The sequence below is a fragment of the Stenotrophomonas sp. SY1 genome, from assembly GCF_021202945.1.
Taxonomy (GTDB): domain Bacteria; phylum Pseudomonadota; class Gammaproteobacteria; order Xanthomonadales; family Xanthomonadaceae; genus Stenotrophomonas.
Window position 1 is genome coordinate 600,717 of sequence record NZ_JAJOYR010000001.1, and the last position, 18,555, is coordinate 619,271.

General features: G+C 65.4%; 16 protein-coding genes. 13 read left to right on the top strand and 3 right to left on the bottom strand.

Going from position 1 to position 18,555, the window contains the following annotated elements:
• The first annotated feature begins 214 nt into the window (after nucleotides 1–214).
• The 6 genes from LR961_RS02405 (at nucleotide 215) to LR961_RS02430 (ending at nucleotide 7,726) form a co-directional block, all read left to right on the top strand.
• Nucleotides 215–2,446, top strand: a complete 2,232-nt coding sequence (locus LR961_RS02405; RefSeq protein WP_232146828.1) for an NADP-dependent isocitrate dehydrogenase — start codon at nucleotides 215–217, stop codon at nucleotides 2,444–2,446.
• Between the two features lie 459 nt (nucleotides 2,447–2,905).
• Entirely contained in the window at nucleotides 2,906–3,904 is a 999-nt protein-coding gene (locus tag LR961_RS02410; RefSeq protein ID WP_232146829.1) for a hypothetical protein, read from the top strand.
• Nucleotides 3,901–4,449, top strand: a complete 549-nt coding sequence (locus LR961_RS02415; protein WP_232146830.1) for an ATP/GTP-binding protein — start codon at nucleotides 3,901–3,903, stop codon at nucleotides 4,447–4,449. Before LR961_RS02410 ends, LR961_RS02415 begins: the two co-directional genes overlap by 4 nt.
• Nucleotides 4,442–4,858, top strand: a complete 417-nt coding sequence (locus tag LR961_RS02420; protein ID WP_232146831.1) for a roadblock/LC7 domain-containing protein — start codon at nucleotides 4,442–4,444, stop codon at nucleotides 4,856–4,858. Before LR961_RS02415 ends, LR961_RS02420 begins: the two co-directional genes overlap by 8 nt.
• Before the next feature lie 197 nt (nucleotides 4,859–5,055).
• Nucleotides 5,056–6,786 carry a bifunctional isocitrate dehydrogenase kinase/phosphatase gene (aceK, locus tag LR961_RS02425; protein WP_232146832.1) on the top strand — a complete coding sequence of 577 codons (1,731 nt, stop codon included), beginning with the start codon at nucleotides 5,056–5,058 and terminating at the stop codon, nucleotides 6,784–6,786.
• A 187-nt stretch (nucleotides 6,787–6,973) separates the two neighbouring features.
• Nucleotides 6,974–7,726, top strand: a complete 753-nt coding sequence (locus tag LR961_RS02430; RefSeq protein ID WP_232146833.1) for an energy transducer TonB — start codon at nucleotides 6,974–6,976, stop codon at nucleotides 7,724–7,726.
• A gap of 89 nt (nucleotides 7,727–7,815) precedes the next feature.
• On the opposite strand, the gene rho is transcribed toward LR961_RS02430, so the two are convergent.
• Together rho and trxA are read right to left on the bottom strand one after the other, a co-directional pair.
• Nucleotides 7,816–9,558, bottom strand: coding sequence for a transcription termination factor Rho (gene rho, locus LR961_RS02435; RefSeq protein WP_232146834.1), 1,743 nt, complete (start codon nucleotides 9,556–9,558; stop codon nucleotides 7,816–7,818).
• Nucleotides 9,559–9,795: 237 nt separating this feature from the next.
• Entirely contained in the window at nucleotides 9,796–10,125 is a 330-nt protein-coding gene (gene trxA / locus LR961_RS02440; protein ID WP_232146835.1) for a thioredoxin TrxA, read from the bottom strand.
• 199 nt (nucleotides 10,126–10,324) lie between these two features.
• On the opposite strand from trxA, the gene rhlB reads away from it, so the two are divergent.
• The 7 genes from rhlB (at nucleotide 10,325) to LR961_RS02475 (ending at nucleotide 17,057) form a co-directional block, all read left to right on the top strand.
• Nucleotides 10,325–11,986 (top strand): ATP-dependent RNA helicase RhlB, encoded by a 1,662-nt coding sequence (gene rhlB / locus LR961_RS02445; RefSeq protein ID WP_232146836.1) that lies wholly within the window; start codon nucleotides 10,325–10,327, stop codon nucleotides 11,984–11,986.
• A 205-nt stretch (nucleotides 11,987–12,191) separates the two neighbouring features.
• The gene (ftsE, locus tag LR961_RS02450) at nucleotides 12,192–12,878 is read left to right on the top strand and encodes a cell division ATP-binding protein FtsE (protein WP_232146837.1); all 687 of its coding nucleotides are present in this window, start codon (nucleotides 12,192–12,194) and stop codon (nucleotides 12,876–12,878) included.
• Between the two features lie 10 nt (nucleotides 12,879–12,888).
• Nucleotides 12,889–13,836 carry a permease-like cell division protein FtsX gene (gene ftsX / locus LR961_RS02455; protein WP_232146838.1) on the top strand — a complete coding sequence of 316 codons (948 nt, stop codon included), beginning with the start codon at nucleotides 12,889–12,891 and terminating at the stop codon, nucleotides 13,834–13,836.
• A gap of 7 nt (nucleotides 13,837–13,843) precedes the next feature.
• Nucleotides 13,844–14,686, top strand: coding sequence for a response regulator (locus LR961_RS02460; protein WP_232146839.1), 843 nt, complete (start codon nucleotides 13,844–13,846; stop codon nucleotides 14,684–14,686).
• Nucleotides 14,683–15,390, top strand: coding sequence for a uracil-DNA glycosylase (gene ung, locus LR961_RS02465; protein ID WP_232146840.1), 708 nt, complete (start codon nucleotides 14,683–14,685; stop codon nucleotides 15,388–15,390). The genes LR961_RS02460 and ung overlap by 4 nt, the downstream gene beginning before the upstream one ends.
• Before the next feature lie 201 nt (nucleotides 15,391–15,591).
• The gene (gene rpoH / locus LR961_RS02470; protein ID WP_232146841.1) at nucleotides 15,592–16,467 is read left to right on the top strand and encodes an RNA polymerase sigma factor RpoH; all 876 of its coding nucleotides are present in this window, start codon (nucleotides 15,592–15,594) and stop codon (nucleotides 16,465–16,467) included.
• 191 nt (nucleotides 16,468–16,658) lie between these two features.
• Complete coding sequence (locus LR961_RS02475) at nucleotides 16,659–17,057, top strand: GFA family protein (RefSeq protein ID WP_232146842.1); 399 nt, start codon at nucleotides 16,659–16,661, stop codon at nucleotides 17,055–17,057.
• A gap of 205 nt (nucleotides 17,058–17,262) precedes the next feature.
• Here LR961_RS02475 and LR961_RS02480 read toward each other — a convergent pair whose 3' ends face one another.
• Complete coding sequence (locus tag LR961_RS02480; RefSeq protein ID WP_232146843.1) at nucleotides 17,263–18,546, bottom strand: NAD(P)/FAD-dependent oxidoreductase; 1,284 nt, start codon at nucleotides 18,544–18,546, stop codon at nucleotides 17,263–17,265.
• Between the last annotated feature and the right edge of the window lie 9 nt (nucleotides 18,547–18,555).

Sequence of the window (18,555 nt, forward strand, 5' to 3'; positions counted from 1 at the left end):
GGCACAAGGCCTGCGCACGGTTGCATTGGAAACGCCGGATTCGCCCCTACGTCTGCGTATGGCGCGCTTTTGCCGGACCCGGTTGAAAGCGCGACAATGCAAAGGTTTCCCCACGGCGGCCAGGCCGGGGGCGGGCAGCGCCCGCGCCAGATGCACCGGCCACCCTCGTTCTTCATCACGCAACGCATCCGTCAGCAAGAGAGTTCCTGCCCCCATGTCGAATACGCCGAAGATCATCTACACGCTCACCGACGAAGCTCCGTTCCTGGCCACCCAGTCGCTGTTGCCGATCATTGATGCCTATACCGCCACTGCCGGTATCAGCGTCGAAACCCGTGACATCTCCCTGTCCGGCCGCATCCTGTCGCAGTTCCCGGATTACCTGGAAGAAGGGCAGAAGATCAGCGACGACCTGGCCGAGCTGGGCGAACTGGCGACCAAGCCGGAAGCCAACATCATCAAGCTGCCGAACGTCTCGGCCTCGGTGCCGCAGCTCAAAGCCGCGATCAAGGAACTGCAGGACCAGGGCTTCATCCTGCCGAACTACCCGGATGCGCCCACCGATGACGTCTCGCGCGACATCAAGGCGCGCTACGACAAGATCAAGGGCAGCGCGGTCAACCCGGTGCTGCGCGAAGGCAATTCCGACCGCCGTGCGCCGCTGTCGGTGAAGAACTACGCCCGCAAGCACCCGCATCGCATGGGCGCGTGGAGCAGCGATTCCAAGTCGCACGTCGCGCACATGGACGGCGGTGATTTCTACGGCAGCGAGAAGTCGGCGACCATCGCCAATGCTGGCAGCCTGAAGATCGAGCTGGTCCAGAACGATGGCAAGACCGTCGTGCTGAAGGAAAAGACCGCGGTCAAGGCCGGCGAGATCGTCGATGCCTCGGTGATGAGCCGCAAGGCGCTGGCCAGCTTCATCGACGCCCAGGTGGCCGATGCCAAGGCGCAGGGCGTGCTGTTCTCGCTGCACCTGAAGGCGACGATGATGAAGGTCTCCGACCCGATCATGTTCGGCGTCGTGGTCGAGGAGTTCTACAAGGACGTGCTGGCCAAGCACGCCGCTGCGCTGAAGGAAGTGGGCTTTGATGCCAACAACGGCATCGGTGACCTGTACGCGCGCCTGCCGCAGCTGCCCGAAGCCACCCAGGAAGCGATCAAGGCCGACATCGCTGCCGAGTACGCCAAGCGTCCGGCCGTGGCCATGGTCAACTCGGACAAGGGCATCACCAACCTGCACGTGCCGTCGGACGTGATCGTCGACGCCTCGATGCCGGCGATGATCCGCGACTCCGGCAAGATGTGGAACGCCGAAGGCAAGCTGCAGGACACCAAGGCCGTCATCCCGGACCGTTGCTACGCCGGCGTGTACCAGGCCGTCATCGATGACTGCAAGCTGCACGGTGCGTTCAACCCGGCCACCATGGGCTCGGTGCCGAACGTCGGCCTGATGGCGCAGAAGGCCGAGGAATACGGCTCGCACGACAAGACCTTCCAGATCCTGGCCGATGGCGTGGTGAAGGTCACCGACGATGCCGGCAACGTGGTGTTCGAGCACAACGTGGAAGCCGGTGACATCTGGCGCATGTGCCAGACCAAGGACGCGCCGATCCAGGACTGGGTGAAGCTGGCTGTGTCCCGCGCGCGCCTGAGCAGCACCCCGGCGGTGTTCTGGCTGGATGCCGCCCGTGCGCACGACGCGCAGGTGATCGCCAAGGTCGAGCAGTACCTCAAGGACCACGACACCAACGGCCTGGACATCCGCATCCTGTCGCCGGTGGAAGCCACCGCCGTGTCGCTGGAGCGCATCCGCAAGGGCCAGGACACCATTTCGGTGACCGGCAACGTGCTGCGTGACTACCTCACCGACCTGTTCCCGATCCTGGAGCTGGGCACCAGCGCCAAGATGCTGTCGATCGTGCCGCTGATGGCCGGTGGTGGCCTGTTCGAGACCGGCGCCGGTGGTTCGGCGCCGAAGCACGTGCAGCAGTTTGTCGAAGAGGATTACCTGCGTTGGGATTCGCTGGGTGAGTTCCTGGCCCTGGCCGCTTCGCTGGAGCACCTGGGCCAGCGTTACGACAACAAGGCCGCTGCGGTGCTGGCCAACGCGCTGGACGAAGCCAACGGAAAGTTCCTGGACAACGACAAGTCGCCCTCGCGCAAGCTCGGTGGCATCGACAACCGTGGCAGCCACTTCTACCTGGCCATGTACTGGGCACAGGCCCTGGCCGAGCAGAACGAAGATGCCGCGCTGAAGGCCAGGTTCGCGCCGCTGGCCGAGCTGCTGACCAGCAACGAGCAGAAGATCGTCGATGAGCTGGCCGCGGTGCAGGGCAAGGCCGTGGACATCGGCGGTTACTACCGTCCGGATCTGGCCAAGGCCGGCCCGGCGATGCGCCCGAGCGCCACGCTCAACGCAGCCATTGCCAGCCTGAAGGGCTGATCGCGCGCTGCCCGGCCTTGCGCCGGGCCACGCCACTGACCTGCGCCGGCAGTTGCCGGCGCAGGTTTTTTATTGGCTGGAAAATGTAGCCAAGTCTCGGTACCAACGCGGTCGGTAGCCGTGCAGATTCCCGGGGAGATTTCAGTGCCTTTCCGTGCTGCATGACATTGGCCGCATGTGCACGGCAAGCTCGTAAGAGTCCGCGCGCCACGGCCTTTCGTGGCCCGGAACCGGTACCTGCACGGACGGTTTCTGCGCCAACCATTCCGTAAGTGGCAACAAGTTGTGACACGCGTTCCAGCTCTACCAAGGTCGTGAAGTGCATCGCATCACATCAGGTGAGCTCAGGCCTTTTGAACTGAGTGGCCAGTCACCCTTTCACGCCCTGCTTCTGACTTAGCCTGATAAAACAAAGGCCGAGATGCGGCGACGCAACAGCGTCTACAAGGGGAAAGGAGCATGACCAGGGTGCTGGTGGTGGGCTCGGACACCCGCGAGGAGCAGGTGCTGCTGGGTCGGCTGCGGCAGGCGGCCGGGTTGCCGCCGGATGCGTTGCAGCGTTGTGCCGATCTGGACCAATGCGATCTGCTGCTGGTGCGTGACACACCTGCGCTACGCAGCGCGGCACGCCACATGGCCAGCAAGCGCCCCAACATGCGGTTGTGGATGCACGACGATGACGGCGTGGTCCATGACGGTCTGGCAGCTTCACCGGTGTCCCTGGATGATGCGCAGATCCAGCGTGCACTGGCACCGGTCCAGGTGGCAGTGCCAGTCCTGGAGGCAGCGCCGGTCGAGGCAACGGCCGATGGCGTGTTCGTGGCCACCGGCGCAAAGCAGGTCACCCGCGTGCTGCGACGGCGCCTGCAGGAAAAGCAGGGCTACGCGCTGCTATCGGTGCAACACAAACCCCGGTTGTTGATCGACTTCGAGCACGACCTGGCCGTTCCGCTGCAGGCCACTGCCGCCGATGAGCCAAGCCTGGCGCAGCAGCTGGGCGAGGTGTTCGACCTGTTGGCCCTGCAGGAGCTGTCGCCGTCCGGTTTCCTGAGGCAGGCCGGTGAACTGTCGCGCTTGCCGCTGCGGCCGTTGCTGTGGCAGATGGCCCAGTGCGGTGACAACTGGACCGACTTCGAGCGCCGCCTGCAGCAGCATGCGCAGATGCGCCTGCTGCGCTGGCCGGATTTCCGCGTGCTGGCGCATCAGCACGACGGTTTCCGGCTGTGTTCGCTGTTGCTGAAAAAGCCATGCAGCCTGCACGAATGCACGCAACTGCTGGACCTGGACGTGGATGCCACCCGCGCCTTCATGCGCTCGGCCTACCTGTGCGGCTACGCAGAGGTCAAAGTGCCGGAGACGCCTCCATCCCCGCCGCCCGCGCCCATCAGGAATGGCGCCGGAACGCTGCTCGCACGCATGTGGCGCAGCGTCCGCAACCGCACAGGACTGCATGCATGATCGAGCACAAGATCGTCGTACTCGGCGCGATGGGCGCCGGTAAATCCACTCTGGTGCGCGCCGTGGCCGGTGGCACCGTCATTGATACCGATGTGCTCAATACCGATGCCAGCTCTCCCAAGCTGGCCACCACGGTGGCCATGGACTACGCCGACGTGAACCTGCCCAACGGCGACCGCCTGCGGCTGTACGGCACGCCGGGCCAGCAGCGCTTCTCCTTCATCTGGCCGGTGCTGCTGCAGGGCGCGCGTGGCGTGGTGGTGCTGGCCGATGCCTCCAGCCCTGGAGCGGTCGAGGAGCTTGACTGCTACCTGCACACGCTGCGCGAGCACGCCGGCAACGTGCCTGCGGTGGTCGGCATCTCCAAGTTCGACCTGGCGCCGCATATCGACCTGGATGCCTGCCTGCTGCGGGTGCAGGAGGTTGCCGGGCGGCCGTTGCCCCTGGTGCCGTTCGATGCGCGTTCGGAAGATGCGGTGATGATGTTGATGGATGTATTGATGAGTGAAGTGGAAACCGCTGCACTGGTGGAATCGCATGTCTGAAACAAAAGGGGGAGCTGTGCTGGAAGACTGGGAAGTCGAGTTGGTCGATCGCAGGCTGCAGGAGTTCGCCAGTACGGTGGACGGCGTGCGCGCCGCCGTGGTTGCCAGCGTGGATGGTTTCGCCCTAGCACAGTCGGCCACCGAGGTCTCCAGCGGCGAGCGCCTGGCTGCGATGACCAGCGCCATGCTGGCGTTGGCCAGCGCCGTGGGACGCGAACTGGCACTGGGCACCCTGGACGTGCTGATGCTGGACGCCAGTGAAGGCAAGGTGCTGATGCAGTCGATTCCGCTGTCGCGCGGTTCGCTGCTGCTGATGGCCGCCTGCAACCAGCGCAGCGTGATCGGCCAGGTGCTGTGGAATGCGCGCGAATGCGGACGCAGAATCCAGGCCGATCTCTCCGGTAGCTGACGCTGCGCGGAGCGCCGTCGCAGGAGCGGCTTCAGCCGCGAAGCCGGGAGGGGGCATAACGTCTGGGTCTTGGGCCTGGTCTGTCACAAGCACCGGCCACTGGCGTATGGTCATGCCAACTCAACGGCAGCTTCGTGCATGCAATCGAACTCCCCCCTGCTGGCCGCGCATCCGGTGCGCGCATCGGAGCCGCACCAATGAATGCGACGGCAGCCGAACTCGCCCTGGCCGAAGACATCGCCCGGTGCATTGCACAGGGCTTCGAGCAGTACCACCAGGATTTCGCCACCCTCAGCCGGCGCGCGCGTGATCGCTTCCAGATGCGTGACTGGGCAGGGGCGAAGACCGATGCCGTGGAGCGCATCGAACTTTACGACGTGTGTGTCAGCCAGTGCCGCACGCAGCTCGAGCAGCGGCTCGCCGGCGTGGCTCCCACGCATGCCTTGTGGCAAGCGGCAAAGGCGCGGTTCGATGTGCTGATATCCGGCCGCATCGATGGTGAGTTGTACAAGACGTTCTACAACACGCTCACCCGGCGCCTGTTCCGCACGCATGGCGTGGACGACAGCATCGAGTTCATGGCGCTGGACATCGAACCGTCCGACGCCATCACCCATCCGGTCGCACGGCATGTCTATGCGGTATCCGAATCACGCCCGGCCGATGCGTTCTCGCGCCTGCTGGCCGATTTTGCTTTCGATGTGCCGTATCGGCACCAGCTGCGCTGCGCCGCGGCCATTGCAGTACGCCTGCAGGATGATCTTGCGCATTGGGGGGCGTACCCGGTGCGCGCGATCGAACTGCTGCAGACCGTGTTCTATCGCGAGCGTCGCGCTTACCTGGCCGGACGCGTGTTCGGTGAGCACCGCTTTTCGCCATGCGTGATCGCATTGGTCAATGAAGGCGATGGCATCCGCGTGGAGGCAGTGTTGAGCCGGCGTCGCGACGTGGCACATCTGTTCGGCGTGTCGCGCAGCTATTTCCAGGCCGACCTGCCGACCGTGGGCGATGCGGTGGTGTTCCTGCGCAGCATCCTGCCGGGCAAGCCGGTGGACGAGATCTACACGGTGCTCGGTCGTGCCAAGCAGGGCAAGACCGAGCGCTACCGCACCTTCTTCACCCACTTCCAGCAGCACGAGAACGAGCGGCTGGTGCACGCCGAAGGCACGCCGGGCATGGTGATGACGGTGTTCACGCTGCCGAGCTACCCACTGGTGTTCAAGCTGATCCGCGATCGCTTTGCGTGGCCCAAGACCATGAGCCGGCAGGACGTGGAGGAGAAGTACGCGCTGGTGTTCAATCTGGATCGCATCGGTCGCCTGCTCGACGCGCAGCCCTATCGTTATCTGCGCTTTCCGTTGAGCCGCTTCTCGCCCGAGCTGCTGGACGAGCTGATCAACCAGTGCAGCCAGAGCGTGCGCATCGAAGATCAGGATGTGGTGATTTCACTGTGCTACGTGCAGCGTCGCTTCCGCCCGCTGAACCTGTACCTGCGAGAGCAGGGCGCCGAAGCAACGCGTGCGGCGGCGCTGGACTACGCGCAGGCCATCCGCGACATGGCCTGCAACAACATCTTCCCGGGCGACATGCTGCTGAAGAACTTCGGTGTGTCGCGACATGGCCGGGCCGTGTTCTACGACTACGACGAGCTGTGCCTGGTCACCGACTGCAACTTCCGTGCCTGGCCGCAGCCGCGCAGCGAGGAGGAGGCCATGGCCAGCGAGCCTTGGTTTCATGTTGCGTCCAACGACGTCTTCCCGGAGCGCTTCGCCTTGTTCATGGGCCTGCCGGGACCATTGCTGGAGCTGGTGCGGGAAAAACACGGGGAGCTGTTCGACCCGGCGTGGTGGCAGGGACTGCAGCAGGGCTTCGCTCGCGGCGAGTTCCCCGACACTCCGCCGTACCCGCGTGCCTTGCGGGTGGCGTGACTGCCGATGTCATCGAATCGCCCGGATTCAATCTCAGGGATGTGATCATGAAAGCGCGATTGGGTGCACTGGGCATTGCCGGCGTACTGTTGTTGATGACGCCCGCGCTGGCATCAGCGGCGAACTCCAGCGGCAGCGCGGCTGCGGTTCGCGAGCAGGTGGAAAGCAGGATGCTGGTGCAGGGGATGTGCACATCGAGGCCGATGGCAGCGTATCCGGGCTGGTTTTCCATCAGGAGGAAGAGCTGCCGGAAAGTGTTGTCACACTGGTGCGTGGTGCCGCGCTGCAATGGCGCTTTGAGCCTGTCACCGCATCAGGCAGTGCCGTCCGGGTAGTGGCCCCGATGAGCCTGCGCGTGGTCGCGCGCAAGGTGGATGGCAGCAACTACGAGATCGGCCTGCGTGGCGTGAGTTTCCAGAAGTACGATTCGACCGATCCGCAGGACGTGGCCAGCATCGACATGAAGCCGCCGCGCTATCCGGAACAGGCTTACCGTTCCGGTGCGACGGGCAACGTCCATCTGCTGGTGAAGGTCGGTCGCGACGGCAAGGTCGAGGATGCGTTCTCCGAGCAGGTGAATCTGACCTTCCTCAGCCGCGAGGCGGATCAGCGGCACTTCCGCGAAGTGCTGGCCAGCAATGCGGTGGCAGCAGCGAAGCGATGGACGTTCCCTGTTCCCACCGAAGGGGACGCCGCCGCACAGCCTTACTGGAACGTGCGAGTGCCGGTCAGGTACAGCACGGGCGATGAGCGTGGTTCGGGGCGTGGCGAGGCGTATGGTCGCTGGAGCAGTTACGTCGCCGGTCCGCGCGGCGGCGCACCATGGCGTGACGCTTCGCAGGAAGCCGGCCCGGCACCGGATACCCTGGCCGCTGGTAGCGTCTACATGGCTGACAACAACAAGGGGCCGCGCCTGCTGACGCCGTTGCAGGGCAGCTGATCACCCGGTGCCGCTCCCACGGCATCGTCGGCAAACAAAAAGCCCCGCTTGCGCGGGGCTTTTCGCTGCAACCAATTCCAATGAAGGAATCAGCGCTTCATCGAACCGAAGAACTCGTCGTTGGACTTGGTGTTCTTCATCTTGTCGAGCAGGAATTCCATTGCAGCCATTTCATCCATCGGATGCAGCAGCTTGCGCAGGATCCAGATCTTCTGCAGCAGTTCCGGTTCGATCAGCAGGTCTTCGCGGCGGGTGCCGGAACGGTTGATGTCGATGGCCGGGAACACGCGCTTTTCAGCAATACGACGGCTCAGATGCACTTCGCTGTTGCCGGTGCCCTTGAACTCTTCGTAGATCACCTCGTCCATCTTCGAGCCGGTATCGACCAGCGCGGTGGCGATGATGGTCAGGCTGCCGCCTTCTTCCACGTTGCGCGCGGCACCGAAGAAGCGCTTCGGACGGTGCAGGGCGTTGGCGTCCACGCCACCGGTGAGCACCTTGCCGGAGCTGGGCACCACGTTGTTGTAGGCACGGGCCAGGCGGGTGATCGAATCGAGCAGGATCACCACGTCCTTCTTGTGCTCGACCAGGCGCTTGGCGCGCTCGATCACCATTTCGGCAACCTGCACGTGGCGCGCGGCCGGCTCGTCGAAGGTCGAGGAGACCACTTCGCCGCGCACGGTGCGCTGCATTTCGGTCACTTCTTCCGGACGCTCGTCCACCAGCAGCACGATCAGGTGCACGTCCGGATGGTTGGTGGTGATGGCCGTGGCCACCTGCTGCATCATCATCGTCTTGCCGGCCTTGGGCTGGGAGACGATCAGCGAACGCTGGCCCTTGCCCTGCGGCGCCATCAGATCGAGGATGCGGCCGGTGATGTCCTCGGACGAACCGTTGCCACGCTCCAGGGTGAAGCGGCGGCGCGGGAACAGCGGGGTCAGGTTCTCGAACAGCACCTTGTTCTTCGACGCTTCGATCGGCTCACCGTTGATGGTGTCCACGATCGACAGCGCGAAGTAGCGCTCACCGTCCTTCGGGAAGCGGATGCGGCCGGACAGGTGGTCGCCGGTGCGCAGGTTGAAGCGGCGGATCTGGCTGGGCGAGATGTAGGTGTCGTCCGGGCCGGCCAGGTAGCTGGCCTCGGCCGCGCGCAGGAAGCCGAAGCCGTCCGGCAGGATTTCCAGCACGCCATCGGCGGCGACGCCGTCACCGTGGCGGGTCAGCACCTTCAGCAGCGCGAAGATCACGTCCTGCTTGCGGGCGCGGGCCACGCCCTCGGAAATCTGCAGCTGCTCGGCGATCTCCAGCAGCTTCTGTGCCGGCATCCGCTTCAGGTCGCTGAGCGAATAGATCGGGAAACCTTCCGGCACGCTCGGCATCGAGCGCGGCACGTGGGTTTCGTTGGCGCCATCGTTGGGCATGCCGTTGTCGTCGCGGAACCGGCTGTTGCGGTCGCGGTCACGGCGGTTGCGGAAGCGGTCGCGGCGGTTGCCCTGGCCCTGCTGCTGGCCCTGGTTCTGGCCCTGCGGGTTCTGGCGCTGCTGGTTGCCGCCTTCGCCGCCTTCCTGGCCGCCCTGGGCGCCGGAAGAACTGGAAGAAGAAACGGAAGCATCACCACCAGCGGTGGCGGGAGCCGACGGTGCCGATTCAGCGGCAGGTGCCGGTGCGGGCGTCGGTGCCGACGGAGCGGCGGGAAGCGGCAGTGCGGGCTGGGCCGGAGCAGCGGAAACGCTGTCGGTGCTTTCAGCGGCCTTGGCAACGCGCGGCTTGCGCACGCGCTTCTCGACGGGCGCGTCGGGGCTCCCGATTTCGGAAGGAGTGTTCTCGGACAAGTGCTTGATTCCTCTCGCTAAGACGTGCGAGCGCCCTGGCGGGCGGCGAACTGGTTGGGAATGATCCGGTCGAGAACCCGGCCGGAGGGTGCGGCAGGCGGAAGCTGCCGGATGTAGCGACACTAACATCGCCCCGCGCGCGGGTGCAAGGTGTCTGCAAACCCTTGTTGGGCCGCCAGATGGGCGGCCCGTGGCTGTCGCCGCGAGGCCCCGGCGCTGGCGCGGGGCCCGGCTGGATCAGGCCAGCGCCTTGTCGATCATCTGGCTCAGCTGGCCCTTGCCGACCGCGCCGATCTGGGTGGCCTGGATCTGGCCATCCTTGAACAGCAGCAGCATCGGGATCGAGCGCACGTGGTACTTCACCGCGGTGGCGCGGTGGTCGTCCACGTTCAGCTTGACGATCTTCAGCTTGCCGTCATAGGCATCGGCCAATTCGTCGAGCACGGGCGCGATCATCTTGCACGGACCACACCATTCGGCCCAGAAGTCCACCAGGACCGGTTCGCTGGACTGCAGAACGGTGCTGTCGAAGTCGGCATCGCCGACGTGTAAAACCTTATCGCTCACTTGTGAGTCTCCTGGGTCAATGCGACCACCCATGCCGGGTTGGCGGTCGCATTGCGGTAAACTGGGGCATTGCGTGGACAAAAGGGCACAGTGCCCAACGTCGCGCGACCCGGCGCAGGGGCCGCAGTGTGCGACGGTGCCCGATACGATGCAAGCCGCCCGGCCGCTCTGGCCGCCCGGCACTACAAAGACTGAATCAATGAGCGACAAACCGCTGACCGATGTAACGTTTTCCTCCTTCGAACTGCAGCCAATCCTGTTGGCGGGCCTTGAAGGAGCCGGATTCACCCGGTGTACGCCGATCCAGGCGTTGACCTTGCCGGTCGCGCTTCCTGGTGGCGATGTCGCCGGCCAGGCGCAGACCGGCACCGGCAAGACGCTGGCGTTCCTGGTGGCGGTGGTCAACCGACTGCTGACCCGCCCGGCGCTGGCCGACCGCAAGCCGGAAGACCCGCGCGCGCTGATCCTGGCGCCGACCCGCGAGCTGGCCATCCAGATCCACAAGGACGCGATGAAGTTCGCCTCCGACACCGGCCTGCGCTTCGCGCTGGTCTACGGTGGCGTGGATTACGACAAGCAGCGCGAACTGCTGCAGCAGGGCGTGGACGTGATCATCGCCACCCCGGGTCGCCTGATCGACTACGTCAAGCAGCACAAGGTGGTTTCGCTGCACGCCTGCGAAATCTGCGTGCTGGACGAAGCCGACCGCATGTTCGACCTGGGCTTCATCAAGGACATCCGCTTCCTGCTGCGCCGCATGCCCGAGCGCACCACGCGGCAGACGCTGCTGTTCAGTGCCACCCTCAGCCACCGCGTGCTGGAGCTGGCCTACGAACACATGAACGAGCCGCAGAAGCTGGTGGTGGAGACGGAGAACGTCACCGCCGACCGCGTGCGCCAGCGCATCTACTTCCCGGCCGATGAAGAAAAGCTGCCGCTGCTGCTGGGCCTGCTGTCGCGCAGCGAAGGTGCGCGCACGATGGTGTTCGTCAACACCAAGGTGTTCGTCGAGCGCGTGGCGCGTTCGCTGGAAAAGGCCGGCTACCGCGTCGGCGTGCTGTCCGGCGACGTGCCGCAGAAGAAGCGCGAGAGCCTGCTCAACCGCTTCCAGAAGGGCCAGCTGGAAGTGCTGGTTGCCACCGATGTGGCCGCACGCGGCCTGCATATCGACGGCATCAAGTATGTCTACAACTACGACCTGCCGTTTGACGCCGAAGACTACGTGCACCGCATCGGTCGTACCGCGCGTCTGGGCGAAGAGGGCGATGCGATCAGCTTCGCCTGCGAGCGCTACGCGATGAGCCTGCCGGACATCGAGGCCTACATCGAGCAGAAGATCCCGGTCGAAGCGGTCACCAGCGAACTGCTGACCTCGCTGCCGCGTGCCGAGCGCGCGCCGGTGGAAGGTGGCGAGGACGAGGAAGGCGAGAGCGTGGGCGCGATCTTCCGCGAAGCACGCGAGCAGAAGGCCGCCGATGAAGCCCGTCGTGGCGGTGGTCGCACCGGCGGCAAGCCGGGCGCTGGCCGCAGTGGCGAGCGTGGTGCCGACGGCAAGCCGCGTCGTGAGCGCAAGCCGCGCGTGGAAGGCGAGCAGGTCGCTGCGCCCAAGCCGCCGCGTCCGGAGACCAGCAAGGCTCCGTCGGCCGAAGGCAGCCCGGCGGTCGAGGGCGAGCGCGCACCGCGCAAGCGCCGTCGTCGTCGTCATGGCCGCCCGGTCGAAGGCGCCGATGCAGCGGCACCGGCCGTGGTCAACAACAACGGGCCGGTGCAGGTGCAGGCCAAGTCGATGCGTCAGAACGACAACGACTCGTTCCTGACCCGTCTGGGCCGCAAGATCCGCCGGATGCTTTCGGGCAGCTGAGTGCGATCAGGCAGGCCCCGGCAGGGCGGAGCTGTGCTCCGCCGGGGCTCTGCCGGTGAGGCTACGTGCCGGGCATGGCCCGGCACTACCCGGCAGAAGCGGTAGGGCGGAGCCATGCTCCGCTGGTGCTCTCCCGGTGCGGCCATATGCCGGGCATGGCTCGGTACTGCACGCACCAGCCCCGCGCTCCGGCATAATCGGGACCATGAGCGTCCTGCGTTTTGACAATGTCAGCAAACAGTATTCCGGCGGCCATCTCGCGCTGGAAGATGTCAGCTTTGAAGTGACCGCCGGCGAAATGATCTTCGTCACCGGTCACTCCGGTGCCGGCAAGAGCACCTTGTTGAAGCTGATCCACCTGAGTGAACGTCCCACCCGCGGCGCGGTCGTGTTCGGCGAACGCAACCTGCTCAAGGTGCGTGGTGGCCAGGTGGCGCTGCATCGTCGGCAGGTGGGGGCGGTCCATCAGGATCACCGCCTGCTGGTTGACCGCAGCATCGGCGAGAACGTGGCGTTGCCGTTGATCCTGCGCGGTGACCGCCGCGCCGATACCGGCAAGCGGGTGCGCTCGGTGCTCGAACGCATGGGCCTGGGGCATCGCGAGAAAGCGCTGCCCACGCAGTTGTCGGCCGGCGAACAGCAACGCGTCGGCATCGCCCGCGCCATCGTCGCCGAGCCCAAACTGCTGGTGGCCGACGAACCCACCGGCAACCTCGATCCCACCCTGGCCGCGGAAATCATGGCGCTGTTCGCCGAACTGCCCGCGCGCGGCACCAGCGTGCTGGTGGTCAGCCACGACCTGGCGCTGATCAAGCAGATGCGCAAGCGCGTGTTGATCCTTGACCACGGCAAGCTGGTCGATGACATCTCGCCGAACGACCTGGCGGAGTGAAGCCAACCCGATGAGCACAACCGCCAATACCGAAGCCGCCACGCCGTCGCGGCTGGGCACCTGGTTCAACCATCATCTGCACAGCGTGGTCTTCAGCCTCGGTCGCGCGCTGCGCAAGCCGTGGGCCACCGCACTGACCGTGGCGGTGATGGCGTTGGCGCTGGCACTGCCGCTGGGCCTGTCCATCGCGCTGGACAACCTCAAGCATTTCGCCGGCAGCGTGCAGCAGTCGCGCGACATCAACCTGTTCCTGAAACCCGAACTTGATGCCGTCGCCGCGCAGGCGGTGGTTACCGCGTTGCGTGCACGAGCCGACGTCGCCGAAGTGGTGGTGCGCACCCCGGACGAGGGCCTGGCCGAACTGCGCCAGAGCGCCGGGCTGGGCGAGGCGATTGATGCGCTGGGCGAGAATCCGCTGCCGACACTGCTGATCGTCACTCCGGCAGACGGCAACGATGCCGCGCTGGCCAAATCACTTGAAGCGCTGCCGCAGGCCGATCTGGTCCAGCACGACGCGCTGTGGCGGCAACGGCTGGATGGCTGGCTGGCGTTCGGTACCCGGCTGGTGCAGGTGCTGTCGGTCTTGCTGGGCCTTGGCGCCTTGCTGGTGGTCGGCAACACCGTGCGCCTTGATATCCAGGCGCGTCGCGAGGAAATCGGCGTACTGCAGCTGCTGGGTGCCAGCGATGGCTTCATCCGCCGTCCGTTCGTTTACCTGGGCGCCTGGTACGGGCTGGGTGCCGGTGCGCTGGCGCTGGGCCTGATCGGCATCTGCGGGCTGGCCCTGCGGCCGCCGCTGGCCACGTTGTCGCAAAGTTACGGAAGCCCGTTCGTATTGCACGGGCTGGATCTTCTCCATTCTTCAATGGTGCTGGTTGCCACCACCATTCTGGGTTGGCTGGGGGCATGGCTGGTGACCGGCCATTTCCTCCGGCAGACTCGCCCGACTGAAACCTGAGGCCGGCATGTCCACGCAAGAGCTCAAGCACCTGATCAGCGACGCACCGCGAGTGATGGTGGTCGATGGTTCCAAACTGGTACGACGCCTGATCAGCGACGTGCTCAAGCGCGAACTGCCCGACGTGGAAGTGGTCGGTTGCGCCAGCATCGCCGAAGCCCGCGAGGCGCTGGCCACCGGCCCGGTGCATCTGGTCACCACCTCGCTGGCGCTGCCCGATGGTGATGGCCTGGCGCTGGCGCGCAGCGTGCGCGAAACCGCCGGCCAGGCCTATGTGCCGGTGATCGTGGTGTCCGGCGACGCGCAGCAGCACCTGGAGCAGCGCCGCTTCACCGAGTACGTCACCGACTATTTCGACAAGTCGCTGGGCCACGAGGCGCTGGCAGCGTTCATCCGTGGCTACGTGCAACCCGAGCCGGTGGGCGATGCCACGGTGCTGTACGTGGAAGACAGCCGCGTGGTGGCCGAAGCCACCAAGCGCATGCTCGAACGCCACAACCTGCACGTGGTGCACGTGCTTACCGCCGAAGATGCGTTCTCCCTGCTCACTGCCGAGTCACTGGGCCGCACCACCCGCGAGGTGGACCTGGTGCTGACCGACGTGACGCTCAAAGGCGAGCTGAGCGGGCGTGACGTGGTCGAGCGCATCCGCGTGGATTTCGGTTACGGCAAGCGCCGCCTGCCGGTGCTGGTGATGACCGGCGATGGCAACCCGCACAACCAGTCCGCACTGCTGCAGGCCGGTGCCAACGACCTGGTGCAGAAGCCCATCGAAGAACGCCTGCTGGTGACCAAGGTGCTGTTCCAGCTGCGGCTGGCGCGCATGGCACAGCCGGCCGTGGTGCTGTGAGTTCGAGCGAAGCGCCGCAGGTCCAGCTCGAACCCAGCTGGAAGGCCCATATCGGCGACTGGCTGCTGCGCCCGGAGATGCGCGAGTTGTCGGCATTCCTGCGCCAGCGCAAGGCCGCCGGCGCGCAGGTGTTCCCGCCCGGCCCGCAGATTTTTGCCGCGTTCGACGCCACGCCGTTCGAGCAGACCAAGGTGGTGATCCTCGGCCAGGACCCGTACCACGGCCACGGCCAGGCGCATGGCCTGAGTTTCTCGGTGCCACCGGGCGTGCCGGTGCCGCCGTCGCTGCTCAACATCTATAAGGAGATCGAAGCCGACCTGGGCATTCCACGGCCGAGCCACGGTTGCCTGCTGCCGTGGGCACGGCAGGGCGTGTTGCTGCTCAACGCGGTGCTGACCGTGGAAGAGGGCAAGGCCGGCGCGCATCAGGGCCGTGGCTGGGAAGGCTTCACCGACCACGTGGTGGATGTACTCAACCGCGAGCGTGAGGGCCTGGTGTTCCTGTTGTGGGGCGCCTACGCCCAGCAGAAGGGCAAGGTCATCGATACCCGCCGCCACCGCGTGCTCAAGGCCCCGCATCCCTCGCCGCTGTCGGCGCATCGCGGGTTCCTGGGCTGCCGCCATTTCTCGCAGGCCAACGAGTACCTGCAACGCCGTGGGCGGGCTCCGATCGACTGGGGCCTGCCACCGCCGGCGGCCCTGTAGGACACGCTCGCCGGGGGCTGAACCGGCTTGATCGGTGTCATATCGCGGTTAGGCTGGCTTTGATATGGTTGGGGTCTGGCGATTGACTGCAATGCCGTTCCCCATTCATGTTTCAGAGTGGGGATTGTTGCAGAAACGAAACGCTGGAACTTTTTCTGTACTGGTCAGTCCAATAGTTCTGACTGCTAAGATTGGGACACTATGAGCCTCAATACCTCTACTGCCCTTGTGGCAAACAATCTCCCGATTCCCAGCGCGCTTGGCTCGCTGGACGCCTATATCGGTGCCGTGCACCAGATCCCGGTGCTGTCGGTGGATGACGAGCAGGAATTGGCACGTCGCTTCCGCGAAGAGCAGGATCTGGATGCGGCCCGTGAGCTGGTGCATTCGCACCTGCGTTTCGTCGTGCACGTGGCCCGTGGCTACAACGGCTACGGCCTGCAGCTGGGTGATCTGATCCAGGAAGGCAACATCGGCCTGATGAAGGCGGTCAAGCGCTTCGATCCGGACATGGGCGTGCGCCTAGTGTCCTTCGCGGTGCATTGGATCCGCGCCGAGATGCATGAGTTCATTCTCAAGAACTGGCGCATCGTCAAGGTCGCCACGACCAAGGCGCAGCGCAAACTGTTCTTCAACCTGCGCAAGTCCAAGACCCGTCTGGGCTGGATGAACGCGGCTGAGGTCAGTGCGGTCGCCAAGGACCTGAATGTCTCCGAGCGCGAAGTGATGGAGATGGAATCGCGCCTGTCCGGCCGCGACATCGGCTTCGATGCGCCGTCCGATGAGGACGACGATCACGCACCGCCGTCGCCGGCTGCCTACCTGGTCGCGCGCGATGAAGATCCGTCGCAGGCCTACGAGCGTGAGGACAGCGAGGACAACCAGCTGAGCCTGCTGCGCGAAGGCCTGTCCAAGCTGGATCAGCGTTCGCGCGACATCATCGCCCGCCGTTGGCTGGATGCTGACAGCAAGGTGACGTTGCAGGAGCTGGCTGATGAGTACGGCGTGTCGGCCGAGCGCATCCGCCAGATCGAGGCGAACGCACTGAAGAAGATGAAAGCACTGTTCGCCGCCTGATCGGCAGGCAGTTGCAGCACACCAAAGGCCCGGAGAAATCCGGGCCTTTGTTTTTGGCTTCATGCAGTGCCGAGCCGTGTTCGGCAAGGGCAATGTCTGGAAGGCCCAGCGCAGCATGGCTGCGCTCTACCCGTTCCCCAATCCCCGACTAGGTGTAAATTCCTGCCAGATATTCCTGCCCGGAGACGACGATGAAAGGTAGCTGCCTGTGTGGTTCGGTCGAAGTGGTGGCCAATGAATCTTCCGAGATCGGCTTGTGTCATTGCGGCATGTGCCGGCGCTGGACGGGCGGGCCGTTCTTCGCGGTGCATTGCGATGACAAGGTGCGGTTCAGTGGCGACACGCTGAAGACGTTCCGCTCCTCGGAGTGGGCCGAACGTGCGTTCTGTGGCAACTGCGGAAGCACGCTCTATTACCGGCTGGTGCCGGACGGCGAGTACTACGTGTCGGCTGGCCTGTTCCAGGACCATGTGTTCGAACTGGCCAGCCAGATCTTCATCGACGAGAAGCCGGCGTTCTACACGCTGGCCAATCAGACGCCGATGCTGACCGGCCAGCAGGTGTTCGCGCAGTTCGCGCCTGACCAGTAAGACGGCAGTGCCGAGCCATGCCCGGCATCGAGTCACTGCAAAGCGCCCACGGACCAACCCCGCTCCGCGCTCCGGCCCTTGCGCTGACGCAAGGGCGTTCGATGGGCAGCGGCCCGGTGGTTGGCAAGCTGCCCTTCTTGCCCCGTGATACGGGGGAGGGGCTGCAACGTCGGAACATGCTCCGCGCCAACATCGTGGCCGAGTTTCACGGAGGGCCGGGTTTGCGGTCGTCGTAGGGATTGCCCAGGATGATGCGCGCGCTGCGTTGGTAGCTCCAGTACGCCACCGCCCAGTTGAGCAGCACCACCAGCCGGTTGCGGAAGCCGATCAGGAAGAACACGTGGGCGGCCAGCCAGAACCACCAGGCCAGCAGCCCGGACAGTTGCAGCTTGCCCATGTGCACGATGGCGGCCATGCGGCCGATGGTCGCCAGGTTGCCCTGGTCGCGGTAACGGAAGGGCGGCGGTGCGGGCTTGTTGTCCAGGCGCGCGCGGATCAACGTGGCGACGTACTTGCCCATCTGCTTGGCGGCTGGCGCCACGCCGGGCACCGGCCGTCCGTTGTCCTGGGTGAGCGTGGCCAGGTCGCCAGCGACAAAGACTTCCGGATGCCCGGGCAGGCTGAGGTCCGGCTGCACCTGTACGCGGCCGGCACGGTCCAGCGGCACCTCCAGCGTGCGTGCCAGTGGTGATGCCGCCACGCCCGCGGCCCAGACCACGGTGCGTGCGGGAATGTGGGTATCGCCTAGCTGGAAGCCGTTGCCGTCGATGTGGGTGACGGCGGTGCCGGTGAGTACTTCCACGCCGAGTTTTTCCAGCTGCCGGCGCGCCTTGAGTGACAGCACCTCCGGGAACGAGGACAGCACCCGCGGCCCGGCTTCGACCAGGCGTACCTTTGCCGAGGCCGGATTGATGTGGCGGAACTCGTTCTTCAGCGTGTGCCGGGCGATTTCGGCCAGTGTGCCGGCCAGTTCCACGCCGGTCGGGCCGCCACCGACCACGGCGAAACTCAGCCAGGCGGCTTTCTTCTGCGGGTCCGGTTCGGCTTCGGCGCGTTCGAAGGCGAGCAGCAGTTTGCGACGCAGCAGCAGCGCATCGTCGAGGGTCTTGAGGCCGGGTGCGTCCTTGGCCCACTCATCGTGGCCGAAGTAGGCATGGGTGGCGCCGCTGGCGACCAGCAGCAGGTCGTATTCCATGTGGGTGCCGTCGCCGAGCAGGACCTGGCGGTTGCGCTTGTCGATGGCGGTCACTTCGCCCAGGCGCACGTCCACGTTGCGCTGCTTGCCGAGAATGTGGCGCAGCGGCGCGGCGATATCCGGCGATGACAGTCCGGCGGTGGCGACCTGGTAAAGCAACGGCTGGAACAGGTGATGATTGCGCCGATCGATCAGGGTGATGCGCAGGCGGGCGCTGGCGAGGGCGCGTGTGGCCCACAGGCCGGCGAAACCGCCGCCGACGATGACCAGGTGGGGGACATGGCCGTGTGGCATGGACTCTCC